Origin of the sequence: Rhodoferax sp. PAMC 29310 (assembly GCF_017948265.1) — a bacterium.
In the GTDB taxonomy this organism is placed as follows: domain Bacteria; phylum Pseudomonadota; class Gammaproteobacteria; order Burkholderiales; family Burkholderiaceae_C; genus Rhodoferax.
In genome coordinates this window covers 2,785,333-2,800,970 of the sequence record NZ_CP072852.1, presented here as the reverse complement: position 1 = coordinate 2,800,970, position 15,638 = coordinate 2,785,333, and the positions used below count along the sequence as shown (strand labels likewise).

Sequence of the window (15,638 nt, the reverse complement as noted above, 5' to 3'; positions counted from 1 at the left end):
TGCTAGGGTCGTTGAGTTCGGGAAGCCAGCCAGATCAGCACCAGCACTGGCACGCCCAGCAATGCCGTGGCCGTGAAGAAATTCTCATAGCCAAAGGCATCCACATACCGGCCGGAATAACCAGCCAGGAACTTGGGAGCCAACAGCATCATGGAGCTGAATATGGCGTATTGCGTGGCCGAGTAGTTGATATTTGTCAGACTGGATAGATACGCAATAAACGCCGCCGATGCAATACCGCTCGCCATGTTGTCGGCAGAGACCACGAAAATGAGGGCAGTCAGGTCATGTCCACGGGTGCTCAGCGCCGCGAACAGCAGGTTGGTGGCGGCACTCAAAACGGCCCCCAGCATCAACACCCGCATCACGCCAAAGCGCATAGACAATACGCCGCCCAAAAAGGCGCCAACCAGGGTCATGATGACGCCGTAAATCTTGGTGACCGCCGCCACCTCGTCTTTGGTGAACCCCATGTCCACATAAAACGGGTTGGCCATGATGCCCATCACCACGTCACTGATGCGGTAAATGGAAATCAGGGCCAGGATCAACAGCGCCTGCTTGCCGTAGCGGGTCAAAAAGTCGGCAAATGGCTCAATTAAGGCACCTTTAAACCACTCTGCCATGTTTCGGGCCGGCGTGAGCACGCGGTGAATAGGTTCTGGCGAGAACAGCACGGTCAGCATGCCCAGCGACATGCTGGCCGCCATCACCAGATAGGCCATTTGCCAAGCGTCTTGCTGGTACCCAACGACACCTGCCACCTCGGCACGGGCCGCCAGCCATAGCGCGCCGGCGCCGGCCCAAATCATGGCCAGCCGGTACCCGGTCTGGTAGGCCGCCGCCAACGCCGCCTGGCGGTCGACGTCGGCCGACTCGATTCTGTACGCATCCAGCGCAATGTCTTGTGTGGCCGATCCAAACGCCACCGCCAGCGCCGCCCACACCACAGGCTCCAGCGCGACCTTGGGGTCGTTAAAAGACAAGGCCACCAGGCCCCCCATCACCATCAGTTGCGCCAGCAACAGCCAGCTGCGTCGGCGCCCCAGCCAACGGGTCAACAGCGGGATCGGCATGCGGTCTACCAACGGAGCCCACACCCATTTGAAACCATAGGCCAGCCCCACCCAACTCAAATAACCAATCGTGGTACGGTCAATTCCAGCCTCCCTTAGCCAGAAACTCAGGGTGCCAAACACCAGTAACAAGGGCAGGCCGGCCGAGAAGCCCAGCAGCAGCATGCGCATGGTGGGGGGCTCTAGATAAACCTTGAGTGTGGCGCCCCAGGAGGGTTTTATTTGTGGCAAATCGGTGGCTGAGGACGTCATGGACGAATAATACGCGCCGCACCCCTCTCTTTTTGACGGAGAACATCCATGAATCAATCGCTGACCCGCTGGCTCCCACGTCGCTTGACCTTGCAATGTTTTGCCATGTTGTTGGCCCTCTCCGCCGCCACTCTGCCGGTGGCCTTGGCCCGAGAAGGCGTGAATGTCGGTGGCAACTCCGCCTTTAGTAAACTGGTGTCGGCCGACAACGTAGAGCAGTCTGCCGCCCAGGAGTACGCCAGCATGCTGAAAAAGGCTGCCGCCGAGAATGCCTTAGTCAGCTCGGGGGACCGCCAGGTGCGCCGTCTGCGTGCCATTGCGGACAAGATCATTCCCTTTGCCAACGACTGGAACCCCCGCGCTCGACATTGGCGCTGGGAAGTGAACCTGATTGAAGGCAAGTCCATCAACGCTTTTTGCATGCCGGGAGGAAAAATTGTCTTTTACACCGGCCTCTTGAACCAGCTCCAACTCAACGACGCCGAAGTGGCCATGGTGATGGGCCATGAAATTGCCCATGCGCTGCGCGAGCATGCCCGGGCTCGCATGGGCAAAAACGCCGCCACCGGCATTGGCGCCAGCCTGTTGGGCCAGATTTTCGGGTTCGGTGACATAGGCCGCACCGTGACCAACTACGGCGCGCAATTGCTGACCCTGCAGTTCAGCCGCACTGACGAGTCCGATGCCGATCTGGTCGGCATGGAGCTGGCCGCCCGGGCCGGCTTTGATCCCCGGGCCGGTGTGACCTTGTGGCAAAAGATGGCGGCAGCCAATAGCGGCGCGCCCCCGGAGTGGCTGTCCACGCACCCGTCAGGAAATACCCGAACTGACGACATCGTGAGCAACTTGCCCCAAGTGATGCCTTTGTACGAGCGGGCGCGCGGCAAGTAGTTTGCCGCCATCGGCCATCCTGCCAACGAGGTCGGAGGGGCTCCGCGACTGCGACTTGATCTTGCTCTTTATTTTGTAGCTGTCTGCGCTTGATTCACCTGGGTAGCAGGCCCAAAAGGCATATAAGGCATATGTTTTTTGAGGCTGAGGGTACACGGCCGCCTTGTTTCTCCTCCCTCTGGGGCTCTAGAAGGTCGGATGGGCCTGAGCAGCAAAGGTGCTACTTAATCAATAGCTGTTCTCGCATGGTTTAACTGGGCTGCAGCCATATACGCCACATGAACTTTGAAGGCGGAAGCAGCCGGTGTGCGTCCCCTTTTTTGCCGGCAACCTCCGTAAGGACAAAGTGGGGCGGTCTGCGGGAGGTGGTGGCTATGGCTACCATAGGCGGCCTATGAATGAACAACTTCAAAAAACAATGGAACTCCTGACAGGCACCCTGTTGGGCTATGGCATGAATGTGGTGGGCGCGATCATCACGCTGATCGTGGGCTATCTAATTGCGGGTTGGTTAAGCCGCCTGGTGGGCCGCGCGGTGCGCAAGTCCGACAAGATTGACCCGGTGTTTCACGGATTTCCGGGAAAATTGGTACGGGTGGGCGTGCTGGTGTTCACGTTGATTGCGGTGTTGAACCGTTTCGGCGTGGAGACGACCAGCTTGATTGCCTTGCTGGGCGCCGCAGGACTGGCCATTGGCCTGGCCTTGCAGGGCACGTTGAGCAATGTGGCCGCCGGGGTGATGTTGCTGTTTTTCCGCCCCTTCAACGTGGGCGATGCGGTTCGGATCAATGGCGAGGTGTATGTCATTGATGCCCTTGGGTTTTTCATCTGCAAGGGACATTTGCCGGACGGGCCGGCGGTGTTTTTGCCGAATTCACAAATATGGGGCCATACCATCGTCAACCTGTCGGTGACCGACAAAGACATTCGCCGCCTCGACGAGGTGTATGGCATTGCCTATGGCGACGACATCAACACCGCCTTGGCCATCCTGAACCAGATCGCCCTGGACGAGCCGCGCGTGCTGCGCGACCCGGAACCACTGATCAAAGTGGAAAGCCTGGGCGACAACTCGGTGAACATCATGTTTCGCGTCTGGACCGCGCGCACGGACTGGTGGGCCACCAAATTGGACTTGGTGCAGCGTTGCAAAGAAGGGCTTGAGCAAGGCGGCTGCTCCATTCCTTACCCACAGCGTGACGTGCACCTGCATCAAGTGGTCGCCAAAGCCGTTCCTTGAACGTGATACGGCGCTGGCCCGGTTCGGTGTGAGTGCTTGATATTCGTCAATACTGGTGATGCTCCCCTTGGTCAAAATGAATTTGACCAAGGGGAGGGTTTGCATGATCGGTATCAGTAGCGTCGGGGCCGAAGCCCGGCTCCATCAAAACAGTGTTGAACGACTGAAGCCCGCAACCCAGCGGGCTTTTGTGTCTCAGTTTATCTTTTGCTTTCGAATTCTGCTGCCGGTCTTTACTGGGGCAGCGCCCTGTCTGGGTGCGACGCCCGTGAACCCCTTGTGACAGATTCCATGAATCAGAACGACGATGCCGGCTTGAGCGCGCCTGAAGCGGCACAGCGACTTCGACAGGACGGACCGAACGCTTTGCCCTCGGCGCAGCGCCGAAAGTGGCGCCACATCGCGCGCGAAACGCTGCAAGAGCCCATGTTCATGTTGTTGCTGGCCGCCGGCACCCTGTATTTGTTGTTGGGAGATTTGCACGAGGGGCTGGTGTTGTTTGGTCTCGTGCTGGTGGTGCTGGCCATGACTCTGTATCAAGAGGGCAAGACGGAGCGGGCGCTGGACGCATTACGGGATCTCAGCAGCCCCCGTGCGATGGTGCTGCGAGACGGCCAGCCGGTTCGAATTGCCGGCCATGAAGTCGTGTGTGGCGACGTGTTGTTGCTGGCCGAGGGCGACCGGATTGCCGCCGACGCGGTGCTGATCGATGGCAGCGAGGTGCGAGTCGATGAATCTCTTCTGACCGGGGAAGCGGTGCCCGTGGACAAGGACGCCCGTGCCGATGCCGCCCTGTTTTCTGGCACGCTGCTGGTAAGAGGGCATGGCCGCGCCCGCGTGACGGCGACTGGCGAGCGCAGTGAGATTGGCCGTATCGGCCACGTGCTGGGCACCCTGGGCAATGAGCCCTCGCCCCTGAAGCAGCAAACCGCTCATTTGCTCAAGGTGCTGGCACTGCTGGCACTGGCCGCCAGCGTGCTGCTGGTGCTGGCGCATGGCTGGATACGGGGCGACTGGATGGCGGCCCTGCTCGCTGGTATTGCGCTGGCCATGGCCATGTTGCCGCAGGAGTTCACGGTGGTTTTGACGGTGCTGCCGGCTTTGGGCGCCTGGCGCCTGGCGAAGAAAAATGTCTTGACCCGGCGCATTGCCGCCATCGAGACGCTGGGGGCGACCTCGGTTTTGTGCGTGGACAAAACCGGCACCTTGACCGAGAACCGAATGACCGTCGTTGAGCTGTATGCCCAGGACGGTGCGGCGGCGCCAGCCGAGTCCCTGGTTGTGGACTATGCCCATTCGAGCGAGCTGCCTGAGGCGTTTCACACCCTGGTGGAGTACAGCATTCTGGCCAGCGTGGCGGACCCGTTTGATCCGATGGAAAAAGCGTTTCATCGGCTGGGCCAGCACTTTCTGAAAGACACGGAACACCTGCACCATGACTGGACCCTGATGCAGGAGTATGGGCTCACGCCCGAGCTTCGCGCCATGTCTCATGTGTGGCGGGCAACGACCGGTGAGGCGCATGTGGTGGCGGCCAAGGGCTCACCCGAGGCCATTGTGGATTTGTGTCATTTGGGAAGAGACGCGCAGGCGCGCATTGCCCGTGCCGTGGAGTCCATGGCGGCCAAAGGTTTGCGGGTGCTCGGGGTGGCTCAGGCACGTTTTGTGGGTGAGCATTGGCCAGCCGTTGAACATGACTTTGATTTCGAGTTCATTGGTCTGCTGGGTCTGGCCGACCCCTTGCGGCCCGAGATCGCTGCGGCCGTGGCGCAATGCCACACTGCCGGCATTCGTGTGTTGATGATCACCGGGGACTACCCGGCGACTGCCCGAGCTATCGCGGCCGAAGCGGGGCTGGTATCTGCCGGGGATGCTTTGGATGGCGTGTTGACCGGTGAGGAACTGGCCACCCTGAGCGATGCGGCCCTACAGGCTCGCCTCCAAGCCGTGGCCGTGTGCGCACGCATCGCGCCAGCGCAAAAGCTGCGCATTGTGCAAGCCCTTCAAGCCACGGGCGAGCGGGTGGCGATGACCGGCGACGGGGTGAATGATGCCCCCGCCCTGAAGGCGGCCCATGTGGGCGTGGCCATGGGCGGGCGGGGGACCGACGTGGCGCGAGAAGCCGCCTCGTTGGTGCTGCTGGATGACAACTTTGCCTCCATCGTGGGGGCCATTCGACTGGGTCGGCGTATTTTTGACAACCTGCGCAAGTCCATGTCATACATCCTGGCCGTGCACGTGCCGATTGCGGGCATGGCGTTGCTACCCGTTCTGTTCGGCTGGCCAACGATGTTGTATCCTCTGCACATCGCGTTCCTTGAGTTGGTGATTGACCCGGCCTGCTCCATGGTGTTTGAAAACGAACCCACCGAGGGCGATGTGATGCAACGCCCGCCTCGCGATGCGCAAGCGCCCTTGTTTGGCGGTGCGGCATTGGGGCTGGCTTTGGTCCAGGGAATTGGGGTGTTGTTGGTCGTACTGGGCGCCTACGCCTGGGCTGCCGATGCCATGACGGAGGACCAGGCACGTGCTTTTGCCTTCGTCACGCTGGTCAGCTCCAATCTGGCGTTGATACTGTCCAACCGCGCCCGGGCTCGCTCGCTGTGGGCGTCCCTTTGGGTGCCCAATCGAACTTTATGGATTGTGATTGGGGTGACCCTCGTCCTGCTCGGCGTAGCCGTCTACTGGCCGGCGGCCGCCACCTTGTTTGCCTTTGAGCCGCTGGTGGGGGTGGGTCTGGGCACGGCGTTGTTGCTGGGCATGGCCAGCGTGTTCTGGTTTGAGGCCATCAAGTTCAGTCGCCGCCGCACGGCCTGATTACAGCGTGCGCGTGGCCAGCGCCTTGATTTCCTTGCGCACCTTCTCCAGGCTGACCTTCACCTTGATTTTTTCGGCGTTGACCGGGGCCTGAATGGCGAACTGGGCGTCTCCCGTGTCGCGGGGCACGTATTTGCTCAGCGGCATGCCGTTGGGCTGGATGATTGTCAGCACCTGCGGGGTGTTGGCACGCAGGCCGCGGGCGATGGCCACGGCCGTTTCGCCATTGACCAGCTCGACGTAAGTGCCTGGCGGGTAAAAGCCAATGGCCGTTGTCATGGCAGAGCCCAGTCGCTTGGCGTCGTCGGCGGTGTTGAGAAACAAGGCCTTGGCCGCGCCCAGCGGGGAGGTCGCCTGGCGGGTTTTGCGCGGCGCCATTTTGGCCACAAAACTGTCGGCCGTGCACAAAATACGCTGGCTCAAGGACTCTTTGACCTGGCCAGTCGTGGCGTCCTGCTCATGGTGCCAGCGCACGATGTCGAGCTGGTCTTCGTCCATCAGTCCAAACGCACGCAGGATGTGCAGACTGCGTTGCGGATGTTCCTTGATTAGCTTGCGCTGTGCGTCGTTGGGCGGAGTGCTCTGGTTGGCCAGGCTGTCCTGGTCGCGCGCCATGCCAATGTTCATGATGAGCGCGGAGCGGAACAACACCTGCCGGTTGGACAAGGGCATGTCCATTTTTTCGGCGGTCAGTTCACACACGACTGCAGTCAGCAGGGCGTGGGTCGCGCAATAGCCTAGGGACAACTCGGGCAGCGCCTGAAACAGGGTGAACAGGCATTCGTCGGGCTCGCTGCGCAACAGTTCGCGTGCACGCTTTTCAATGCCTTCCAGCCGCTCCAGCGCGTTCAACGTGGCCTCGCCTTGGTACAGCATGCCGCGCAGCAACTCCTGCAAGTCCAGCCAGCCACCTTGTACCTCTTTGCCCACCACGTAGTCAATTTCCTCGATCACGGCGGGCAGGCAGAAACGCGAAATGGCCTCCCCCGAGGCGCCGTCACGCAGCATTTGACGAATCACCCGCTCGTGGCTGCGTTGCCAGGCCCGGGCGTCGGCCTCGGTGGTGCTGGCTTGGTGAACGCGCAGCAGGTCTTTGTCGGCGTCGGAGTCGATGCTTTGCCCGCGCTTGAGCAACAAACGGCCATCGGGCGCCCACACATCCACGGGGATGGGTTGGTTCAGGGCCAGCAACTCGACGGTGATTGGGACGTACTTCATCAGTCCGCCACCACCACGGGCACGCGCTGGGCCAAGCGGCACATCAACTCATAACCGACCGTGCCGGCACACGCCGCCACCTCGTCAATGCAAAGCACGGTGCCGTTGGCGGCGCGGCCCCATAAAGTCACCTCACTGCCAAAGCCGGCGGGCACGCCGGCTTTGGTGAGTGGGTCGAGGTCTACCGTGATCATGTCCATGCTGACCCGGCCGACGGTGCGAGTGCGCACACCGTTGACTAGCACTGGCGTGCCAGTGGGGCAGATGCGCGGGTAACCGTCAGCGTAGCCGCAGGCCACCACGCCAATGCGCATGGCTTGTGTGGCGGTGAAGCTGGAGCCGTAGCCGACGCTATCGCCTGCCTGCAGGTCTTGGGTTGCAATAATTTTTGCACTTAATGTCATGCCCGGCTGCAAGCCCCAGTGGGCGGCGTTGTGCTCGGGGTGGTCGGGTGAGCTGCCATACATGGCAATGCCGGGGCGAACCCAGTCCGAGGCGACCAGCGTGTCCGGGTGCGCGCTGGCCTGCGCCGCGCTGATCGGGAAGCGCAGCGTGGCGGCACTGTTGCTCACGGTGCGCTCTCCGGGAAGGTCCCGGGTGACGCTGGCAAACGTCGCCATCTGGTCGGCCACGCCCGTTGCACCATCGGCGTCACTGAAGTGGGTCATGAGCGAGATTTCGTCAACCTGGGGCAGGGCGTTGAGCCGCGTCCATGCCGAGCGGTAGCGCTGCGGCGTGAAGCCCAGTCGGTTCATGCCCGAGTTCATCTTGAGGAAGACCCGGTGCGGCACATTGGTTTTGTGGGTGGCCAGCATGTCCACCTGTTCGTCGCAGTGCACGGTGTGCCACAAGTCCAGGCGCGAACACAGCTCCAGGTCGCGCAACTCAAAGACACCTTCGAGCAGCAGGATCGGGCCGCGCCAACCCAAGGCCCGAACACGCTTGGCTTCGTCCAGGTCCAGCAGCCCAAAGCCGTCGGCGCCGCGCAGCCCCTCAAAAGCGCGCTCGATGCCATGGCCGTATGCATTCGCCTTGACGATGGCCCACACGCGGGCGTCGGGTGCAGCCTGTCTGGCGCGGCCCAAATTGTGGCGAAGCCCTTCAGGATGGATTGTGGCGAGGATGGGGCGTGGCATGGCGCATGTAAGGAATTGAAAGAGACGCAGGATTTTGACATTGGGCGGCGTGCTATAAACCCCCACCGTTCGGAGCATCACAATAACACCTACCGTGTCAGAGCAACTGATGCGCGACTTGAGACAATGAAACGCGGCTTTTACACCATCATGTCGGCGCAGTTCTTCAGCTCGCTGGCCGACAACGCCTTGTTCGTGGCCGCTGTCCAGTTGCTTCGGGGAACCCATTCCCCTGAATGGCAGCAAGCGGCATTGGTGCCTATGTTTGCCCTGTTTTACGTTATTTTGGCGCCTTTTGTCGGCGCTTACGCGGACTCCAAGCCCAAAGGGCAGGTCATGTTGATGAGTAATTTCATCAAGGTGATTGGTTGTCTGATGATGCTGTTTGGCTCCCACCCGCTCATGGCTTATGCGATTGTGGGCCTGGGGGCTGCGGCCTATTCCCCGGCCAAATACGGCATCCTGACCGAGCTGCTACCCGCCTCCCAGCTCGTCAAGGCCAACGGCTGGATCGAAGGGCTGACCATTGCCTCAATTATTTTGGGCGTGTTGCTGGGGGGGCAACTGGTGGGGCCCGTCGCCTCAACCTGGTTGTTGTCCTTTGATTTCCCCCTAGTCTCCACGGGAATCGATACACCGCCCGAGGCCGCCATTTCGGTGCTAATCTTTATCTACCTGCTGGCGGCCTGGTTCAATACCCACATTCCGCTGACCGGTGTGGAGATGCGACCCATGCCCAAGCGCATCACCACCTTGCTGCCTGACTTCTGGCGCTGCAACCTGCGCCTGTGGCGCGACAAGCTGGGTCAGATTTCATTGGCGGCCACTACCTTGATCTGGGGCGTGGCTGGTAATTTGCGCTTTATCGTGTTGGCTTGGGCATCGGTGGCCCTGGGGTATTCGGTGACGCAGGCCTCGGCCCTGCAAGGGGTGGTTGCTATTGGTATGGCCGTGGGCGCCGTCGTTGCCTCCATGCGAATGCGTCTGGAAGACGGTCCGCGGGTGATCACTCTGGGCATTGTCATGGGCCTGTTGATCATCATGCTGATCTTCATCACCAACGTCTGGGTCGCCGCACCCTTCCTCATCTTGTTGGGCGCCCTGGGTGGCTTTTTGGTGGTGCCCATGAATGCGCTGTTGCAGCACCGCGGCCACAACCTGATGGGTGCGGGGCGCTCTATTGCGGTGCAAAACTTTAATGAGCAGGCCTGCATTTTGTTGCTGGGCGCGGGCTACAGCTTGTCCACCGGGCTGGGCCTGCCCACTTTCGCGGCCATCACCGGGTTTGGGGTCATCATTGCTGGCTTCATGTGGTTGATCAAGCGCTGGTATGACCGCAATTGCATCGTTCACCGCACGGAGATCGAGCACCTGATGAACATCGCCCGCCACGACAACCTGCACGGCTGATGTCCGGCAGTGCGCTGGCGGCGTCGGCCCTGCTGCTGAATGCCTTTGTCTATGGTGTCTCTTGGTGGCCGCTGCGCCTGCTGCAAGCTAAAGGCTTGCACCCGATGTGGGCCACGGCCCTTATTTATGTCTTTGCTCTGATCGTCTTGGCTCTGGTGCGCCCGCAGGCGTGGCGCGGTTTGGTGAAGCACCCGGCCCTGTGGTGGTTGGTGCTGGCCTCGGGCTTGACCAACGTCGGGTTCAACTGGGCGGTGACGGTGGGCGACGTGGTCCGTGTGGTGCTACTTTTCTATTTGATGCCGGCCTGGGTGGTCTTGCTGGCCTGGCCTTTGCTGGGCGAAAAACCCAGTGCCCCCTCTCTGTTGCGCCTGGCTCTGGCGCTCACCGGGGTGGTGATTGTGCTGAAAACGCCGGAGTCCGCCTGGCCCGTTCCCCAAAGCATGGCGGACTGGCTGGCCTTGATGGGCGGGTTCAGCTTTGCGCTGACCAACATCTTGCTGCGCAAATTGAACCAGACGCCAGAGGCCTCGCGCATGCTGGCCATGTTTGGCGGTGGCACCATCATGGCTTTGAGTGCCGCCACACTGGGTATGGGGCTGGGCGTGGTCACACCGCCGCCGCACGTTGGGTCATGGATCGGACTGGCCCTGCTAGTCAGCGTGGCGTTTTTGGCGGGCAACTTGGCCTTGCAATATGGGGCGGCCCGGCTCAACGCCAGCACCACCTCGCTCATCATGCTCGCCGAGGTGGTGTTTGCCAGCGTGTCCTCCGTCATTCTGGGCGCGGGCGACCTGTCGGCCCGCACCGTGGTTGGCGGCAGCTTGATCCTATTGGCCTCACTGCTCGCGGTGTTGTCATTTGCACGACGCTGATTCACGGGCCACAGTGAGACACTAGGCGTATCACCAACAACCGGGGAAAGAGCATGAGCACTGTGTACGACTTCGAGGCCCTTCAAATCAACGGCAAGTCCGTGGCGCTGAATCAATTCAAGGGCAAGGTCATGCTGATCGTGAACACCGCCAGTGCCTGCGGCTTCACACCACAATTTGCCGGGCTGGAAGCGTTGCATGAAAGCTATGGCAAAAAAGGACTCGTGGTGCTAGGCTTTCCCTGCAACCAGTTTGGCGCGCAAGACGCGGGAGACAACGCGGAGATCGCCGAGTTTTGCCAACTGAACTACGGCGTCAGCTTCCCGATGATGGCCAAGATCGATGTCAATGGTGAGGCCGCCCACCCGCTGTACCAATGGCTGTCCGCCGAGGCGCCGGGCTTGCTGGGCAGCAAATCCATCAAATGGAACTTCACCAAATTTCTGGTGGCCAAGGATGGCACGGTGCTCAAACGCTATGCGCCCACTGACACGCCGGAGAGCATGAGCGACGACATCGAGGCGGCACTGGCGGCCTGAGGACGGCTACTTCTATCAGCCGCTTTGAGGGCGGGAGCAGTCCCACGCGATGGATTCCCCTCGGACTGGTCTGGGCCACTGGTTCATCGCCACTCTCAGCCTGAACGTTAACTACCGGGTGATCAGCATGGAGCGTAGCTGAGTTAACCCAAGCCCCGACGGGCCAACCTCTGCATGGCGCGCGCCTATGCGGGTACTGTGATGCTGTAGGGCACAGCCCTCAGCGAAGGTCACAGCACTACTCGGCCGCTGGAGCTGTTCGGCGCACCGTCCACGAACACGTGGGCCAGCTCGGCGCCGGGATCCAAGTCCACCGGGAAGACCCCACGCAACACAACCATGCGGCCGTCCGGCCCTGGTGGCCGAGCGTTCCCCATTCATTCTCTTTTGAGGTTGAGGAGCACTCCTATGGGTGAAAACACTCATAGCCGCTGGGGACGCTCGCGAGATATCCTTGCGTTGCTTTATTCTTGAAGGTGAGCGCGCTTACAGTCAAGGCAAAGCGAACCACCTGCCCGGTTCCCTATGGCCTACTTTTGGCCTTTACCGAAGTCAATATCCACCCAAGGAGCTACTCATGATGAACCGTCGCCAACTCGCCCCAATCCTGGCTGCCTTGACCTTGGCCACCGCCACCTTGAGCCCAGTGGTCCTCGCTGCGCCGGCGGTCGCGTCTGCCGACGCAGAAGAAAAGGTGGTCTATCACATTAATGACAGCGCCAACGCCATTGCAGCGATGCGCAATGTCGGCAACCACATCGATGCCAGCCCCAAAGTCAAGATCGTGGTGGTGACCCACAGCCAAGGCATTGATTTTCTACTCGCCGATGCCAAAGACAAGAACGGCAACCCCTACGAACCCATCGTGCAAAGGCTGAAAGACAAAGGAGTCGATTTCCGGGTCTGCAACAATACCTTGGTCAGTCGGAAAATCGATGCCTCCAAGGTCATCGCTGAGGCGTCGATCGTGCCTTCAGGCGTGGCCGAGATCGGGCGCTTGCAGTCCAAAGAAGGCTATGCCTACCTGAAGCCTTGAGCGCAGACGACCCACTTGGAGTCAAAAAGCCGAACCTTCTGGGTCGGCTTTTTTTTGTTGCAGATTGCCGCTTGACGGAGCCGATCGGCGTGGCGCACACCGCTCCTATTTCAGGGCTGCGAAGAAACTCAAGGACCCCGTGCATGGGCACATCAACTGCTAAGGCATCCTCAGTTGATCAGGTCACCGCCAGCGCCTGCGGCTTCACCCCGCAGTTTGCCGGGCTGGAAGAGCTGCAAAAACCTATGGGAAAAAAGGCTTGGTCGTGCTGGGCTTTCCCTGCAACCAGTTTGGCGCCGTCCTCAAACGCTATGCCCCCACGGACACGCCCGAGAGCATGAGCGAGGACATTGAGGCGGCGCTGGCGGCCTTAGGACGGCTACGGCCTTCAGCCGTTTGGCGGCGTTTTCGGTCAGTCAGTAACGACAGGCATCAGTCGCGAGGCACTACCGCATCGCCGCGAAGATTTTTGGATGGATCGGCCAAATCGGCGATAAAAAGAGAGCGCCTAAAGGCTGCTGGAGTCAAATGTCGATGCGTCTCGAAGGCAGTTGCACAAATGCAAGACTGAATGCAGACTTGCTTTTTGGGCGCGTTGAAGAATGCCGATTTCACGATAAAAAGTATGCTCTTCAAGCGATATAGCCCGGACCTCTTTGGGTAAAGGTAAATAGGTTTCAGCCATAGGGATTAGAGCGACACCAAGACCGCTTGCCACCATGCGAACAATCCCCTGAATATCGTCAAGCTCTACTGAGTCGTGCACAGCCAAGTGCTTCGACTGAAGAAATCGCTCTACCTGCCGGCCACCAAATGAGGTCCGCTCATAGCGCAGAAAAGGGGCCGATTGAATCAGGTCAGACCAATCGTTTGTGGTCGTGGTCGCGGGCGCGATAAACACGAATGGTTCCCTTATCAGTGGATGCCACTTCAACTCTGGCAGCAGACCAAAGGGTGGACGAATCATGATTGCCAAGTCGATTTCTCCGGCATCAAGCTGGTTCATCAACTGCATCGAAACACCCGGTATGACTTTTATCGGTAGCGTCGGGTGACTTTTTCGGAGTGCACGCAATGCTCTCGTGAGCAAAGTTGATTGCACAGACGAAATGGCACCGATTCGCAACAAACCGTGGTCTGTCAATTCATTTGGAAGATCAGCAAGTTCGTTGAAAAGCCGAACTATTTCCTCCGCCTTAGACAGAATGGTGCTACCCGCCGCATTCAGTGTTGCCGAGCGTGCAGTTCTGTCAAATAGCGGAAAGCCAAGCGACTCTTCCAAGCGTTTGATCTGGCTGCTCACCGCGGACTGGGTTAGCCCAATGCGGTCGCCTGCCGCAGCAAAAGTCCCCAGCTGGCTGACGGCAATTAGCGTGCGAAGTTCTGTAATCATTGTTTGAGCAGCATTTATATTTGGTCTTAGGTCAAATATATATCGCTTTTAAGAATACTTCGCAAGTCGTAAAGTGGATCCAATCCAAATCATTTTGACGACTTTTAGGGATACTTAATGAGCACTGTTCAATCTGCCATGCCTCCATTTCATCTCGCTTTTCCTGTGCACGACATTGCAGTGGCGCGCAAGTTCTACGGTGAGGTGTTGGGATGCTCGGAAGGTCGAAGCAGCCCTGACTGGGTTGATTTCAACTTTTACGGTCACCAAATCGTCGCCCATTTGGCTCCCAACGAATGTGGCCATAAGGAAGCGAGTCCAGTTGATGGTCACGACGTGCCGGTTCGCCACTTCGGGGTGATTTTGTCCATGGCGCAGTGGCAAGAGATGGCCGCAAAGCTGGTAGCCGTTGGCACGAAATTCGTCATTGAGCCCTACGTTCGGTTCAAAGGCGAGGTTGGAGAGCAGGCAACAATGTTTTTCCTGGACCCATCGGGCAACGCAATTGAATTTAAGGCTTTTGCCAACATGGATTCCCTATTTGCAAAATGATGAGTGACGGGGAAATCCGCGTGATGCGCGCGAAGACTGGACGGGGTGATGCGCCGTTGCTCGGTCTTGTGACATTTCCCGTTTCCTTTTCAACATGGATGTGCGCTGCTATGTGACTGCTTGAGAGCAGGGGATGCCAATGCCATTCGACGGCAATGTGTCTGCAACGAACTTCCGTCATGCGGTGTCAGTACGGAACCTTTCCCCGGCAGTGCGCGCTTGGTTTGCCTACACCCGATCAGCTTTTAGCGCTGCCGCCGCGAATTCTACAAACACCTGCACGCGTGTCGAGAGTTGGTGGCGCTGGGGATAAACCGCATAGATGTCGGCGCCGGGCGTGTCGTACTGCGGCAGAACCTGGACCAGGCGGCCACTGGCCAAGTAGCGCCGGATGTCGAATTCAGCTCGCATGAGAACACCAAGTCCACCGAGCGCCCAGTTGACTGCGATCTCGCCGTCGTTGGTCGATAGATTGCCGCGCACCTTGACCATCTCAACACGTTTCTTTTCCCCGGCGCCCGAGGAGAGGCGCCACACGCCATAAGATTCTTCGCCCTGCCGGATCACAATGCAATTGTGTCGAACCAACTCGTGGGGCCGTGTGGGTTGATCGTGCCCGGCAATGTACTTGGGAGAGGCGCATATCAAGCGCCGGTTCGAGGCGAGGTAGCGTGCCAACACACGGGCATCCGGTGGCTCGCCGAAACGAACACAGACGTCAAAACTATCGTCTGTGAGAGGCGGTGGGTGCGCTGAAAGCTGCAGTTGAACGTGCACTTCGGAATACTTTTCCGAGAAGCGAGCGATGATGGGGGCGACATGCATTCTTCCAAACCCAAGGGTTGCGTTGACGCGCAGCAGTCCTTTGGGGGCATCTTTGTCGTGGGCCATGAGCTGGTTCAGGTCGTCGATGTCGGCCAGGATCCTTCTTGCTTTGTCAAACAACACCTCTCCCTCCGGCGTCAAGCTCATGCGCCTGGTGGTTCGATTCAACAGCGAGAACCCGAGCCTAGCCGCCATTTGGAGTAGTCGTTTGCTCACCGCTGACGTCGTGATGCCGAGCTCCCGAGCGCCAGCGCTTAGGCTTGCGCTGGACGCTACAGCGGCAAAGAAACTGATTTCAGATGGTTGGATCGTGTTGCTCATGAAGGTGGATCGCCAACCTTTGGTTGAGACCGGTTCCACCTTACCCTTCAAAGATGTGCC

General features: G+C 59.6%; 14 protein-coding genes and 1 pseudogene. 9 read left to right on the top strand and 6 right to left on the bottom strand.

The window, feature by feature from the left end; translation table 11 throughout:
• Positions 1-2: 2 nt before the first annotated feature.
• Entirely contained in the window at positions 3-1,328 is a 1,326-nt protein-coding gene (locus J8G15_RS12955; RefSeq protein ID WP_210542476.1) for an MFS transporter, read from the bottom strand.
• Positions 1,329-1,376: 48 nt separating this feature from the next.
• On the opposite strand from J8G15_RS12955, the gene J8G15_RS12950 reads away from it, so the two are divergent.
• The 3 genes from J8G15_RS12950 (at position 1,377) to J8G15_RS12940 (ending at position 6,276) form a co-directional block, all read left to right on the top strand.
• Positions 1,377-2,219, top strand: coding sequence for a M48 family metallopeptidase (locus J8G15_RS12950; protein WP_210542474.1), 843 nt, complete (start codon positions 1,377-1,379; stop codon positions 2,217-2,219).
• 418 nt (positions 2,220-2,637) lie between these two features.
• A complete protein-coding gene (locus tag J8G15_RS12945) occupies positions 2,638-3,459 on the top strand; it encodes a mechanosensitive ion channel family protein (protein ID WP_210542472.1) in 822 nt (273 codons plus the stop codon).
• Between the two features lie 291 nt (positions 3,460-3,750).
• Positions 3,751-6,276 (top strand): cation-translocating P-type ATPase, encoded by a 2,526-nt coding sequence (locus tag J8G15_RS12940; RefSeq protein ID WP_210542470.1) that lies wholly within the window; start codon positions 3,751-3,753, stop codon positions 6,274-6,276.
• Here the strand turns inward: J8G15_RS12940 and J8G15_RS12935 are convergent, their stop codons facing one another.
• Positions 6,277-7,494, bottom strand: a complete 1,218-nt coding sequence (locus tag J8G15_RS12935) for an HD-GYP domain-containing protein (protein WP_210542467.1) — start codon at positions 7,492-7,494, stop codon at positions 6,277-6,279. It lies immediately after the preceding gene.
• Entirely contained in the window at positions 7,494-8,630 is a 1,137-nt protein-coding gene (gene alr / locus J8G15_RS12930; RefSeq protein ID WP_210542466.1) for an alanine racemase, read from the bottom strand. The genes J8G15_RS12935 and alr overlap by 1 nt, the downstream gene beginning before the upstream one ends.
• A 126-nt stretch (positions 8,631-8,756) precedes the next feature.
• On the opposite strand from alr, the gene lplT reads away from it, so the two are divergent.
• From lplT to J8G15_RS12915, 3 genes are read left to right on the top strand one after another with little or no spacing between them, the layout of a single operon-like run.
• Positions 8,757-10,040 (top strand): lysophospholipid transporter LplT, encoded by a 1,284-nt coding sequence (gene lplT / locus J8G15_RS12925; RefSeq protein WP_210542465.1) that lies wholly within the window; start codon positions 8,757-8,759, stop codon positions 10,038-10,040.
• Entirely contained in the window at positions 10,040-10,912 is an 873-nt protein-coding gene (locus J8G15_RS12920) for a DMT family transporter (RefSeq protein WP_210542464.1), read from the top strand. The genes lplT and J8G15_RS12920 overlap by 1 nt, the downstream gene beginning before the upstream one ends.
• A gap of 53 nt (positions 10,913-10,965) precedes the next feature.
• A complete protein-coding gene (locus J8G15_RS12915; protein WP_210542463.1) occupies positions 10,966-11,451 on the top strand; it encodes a glutathione peroxidase in 486 nt (161 codons plus the stop codon).
• A gap of 230 nt (positions 11,452-11,681) precedes the next feature.
• Here the strand turns inward: J8G15_RS12915 and J8G15_RS12910 are convergent, their stop codons facing one another.
• Positions 11,682-11,828, bottom strand: a complete 147-nt coding sequence (locus J8G15_RS12910; protein WP_210542462.1) for a hypothetical protein — start codon at positions 11,826-11,828, stop codon at positions 11,682-11,684.
• 200 nt (positions 11,829-12,028) lie between these two features.
• Here J8G15_RS12910 and J8G15_RS12905 point away from each other — a divergent pair, with 200 nt between their 5' ends.
• Together J8G15_RS12905 and J8G15_RS12900 are read left to right on the top strand one after the other, a co-directional pair.
• The gene (locus tag J8G15_RS12905) at positions 12,029-12,487 is read left to right on the top strand and encodes a DsrE family protein (protein WP_240538269.1); all 459 of its coding nucleotides are present in this window, start codon (positions 12,029-12,031) and stop codon (positions 12,485-12,487) included.
• A 185-nt stretch (positions 12,488-12,672) separates the two neighbouring features.
• A pseudogene (locus J8G15_RS12900) lies at positions 12,673-12,857 on the top strand (hypothetical protein); the annotation flags it as partial.
• Positions 12,858-12,995: 138 nt separating this feature from the next.
• Here J8G15_RS12900 and J8G15_RS12895 read toward each other — a convergent pair.
• The gene (locus J8G15_RS12895; RefSeq protein WP_210542461.1) at positions 12,996-13,880 is read right to left on the bottom strand and encodes a LysR substrate-binding domain-containing protein; all 885 of its coding nucleotides are present in this window, start codon (positions 13,878-13,880) and stop codon (positions 12,996-12,998) included.
• A gap of 117 nt (positions 13,881-13,997) precedes the next feature.
• Here J8G15_RS12895 and J8G15_RS12890 point away from each other — a divergent pair, with 117 nt between their 5' ends.
• Positions 13,998-14,432 (top strand): VOC family protein, encoded by a 435-nt coding sequence (locus J8G15_RS12890; protein WP_210542460.1) that lies wholly within the window; start codon positions 13,998-14,000, stop codon positions 14,430-14,432.
• Positions 14,433-14,660: 228 nt separating this feature from the next.
• On the opposite strand, the gene J8G15_RS12885 is transcribed toward J8G15_RS12890, so the two are convergent.
• Positions 14,661-15,578: a LysR substrate-binding domain-containing protein gene (locus J8G15_RS12885; protein WP_210542459.1), complete on the bottom strand. Its 918-nt coding sequence runs from the start codon at positions 15,576-15,578 to the stop codon at positions 14,661-14,663.
• Positions 15,579-15,638 lie beyond the last annotated feature (60 nt).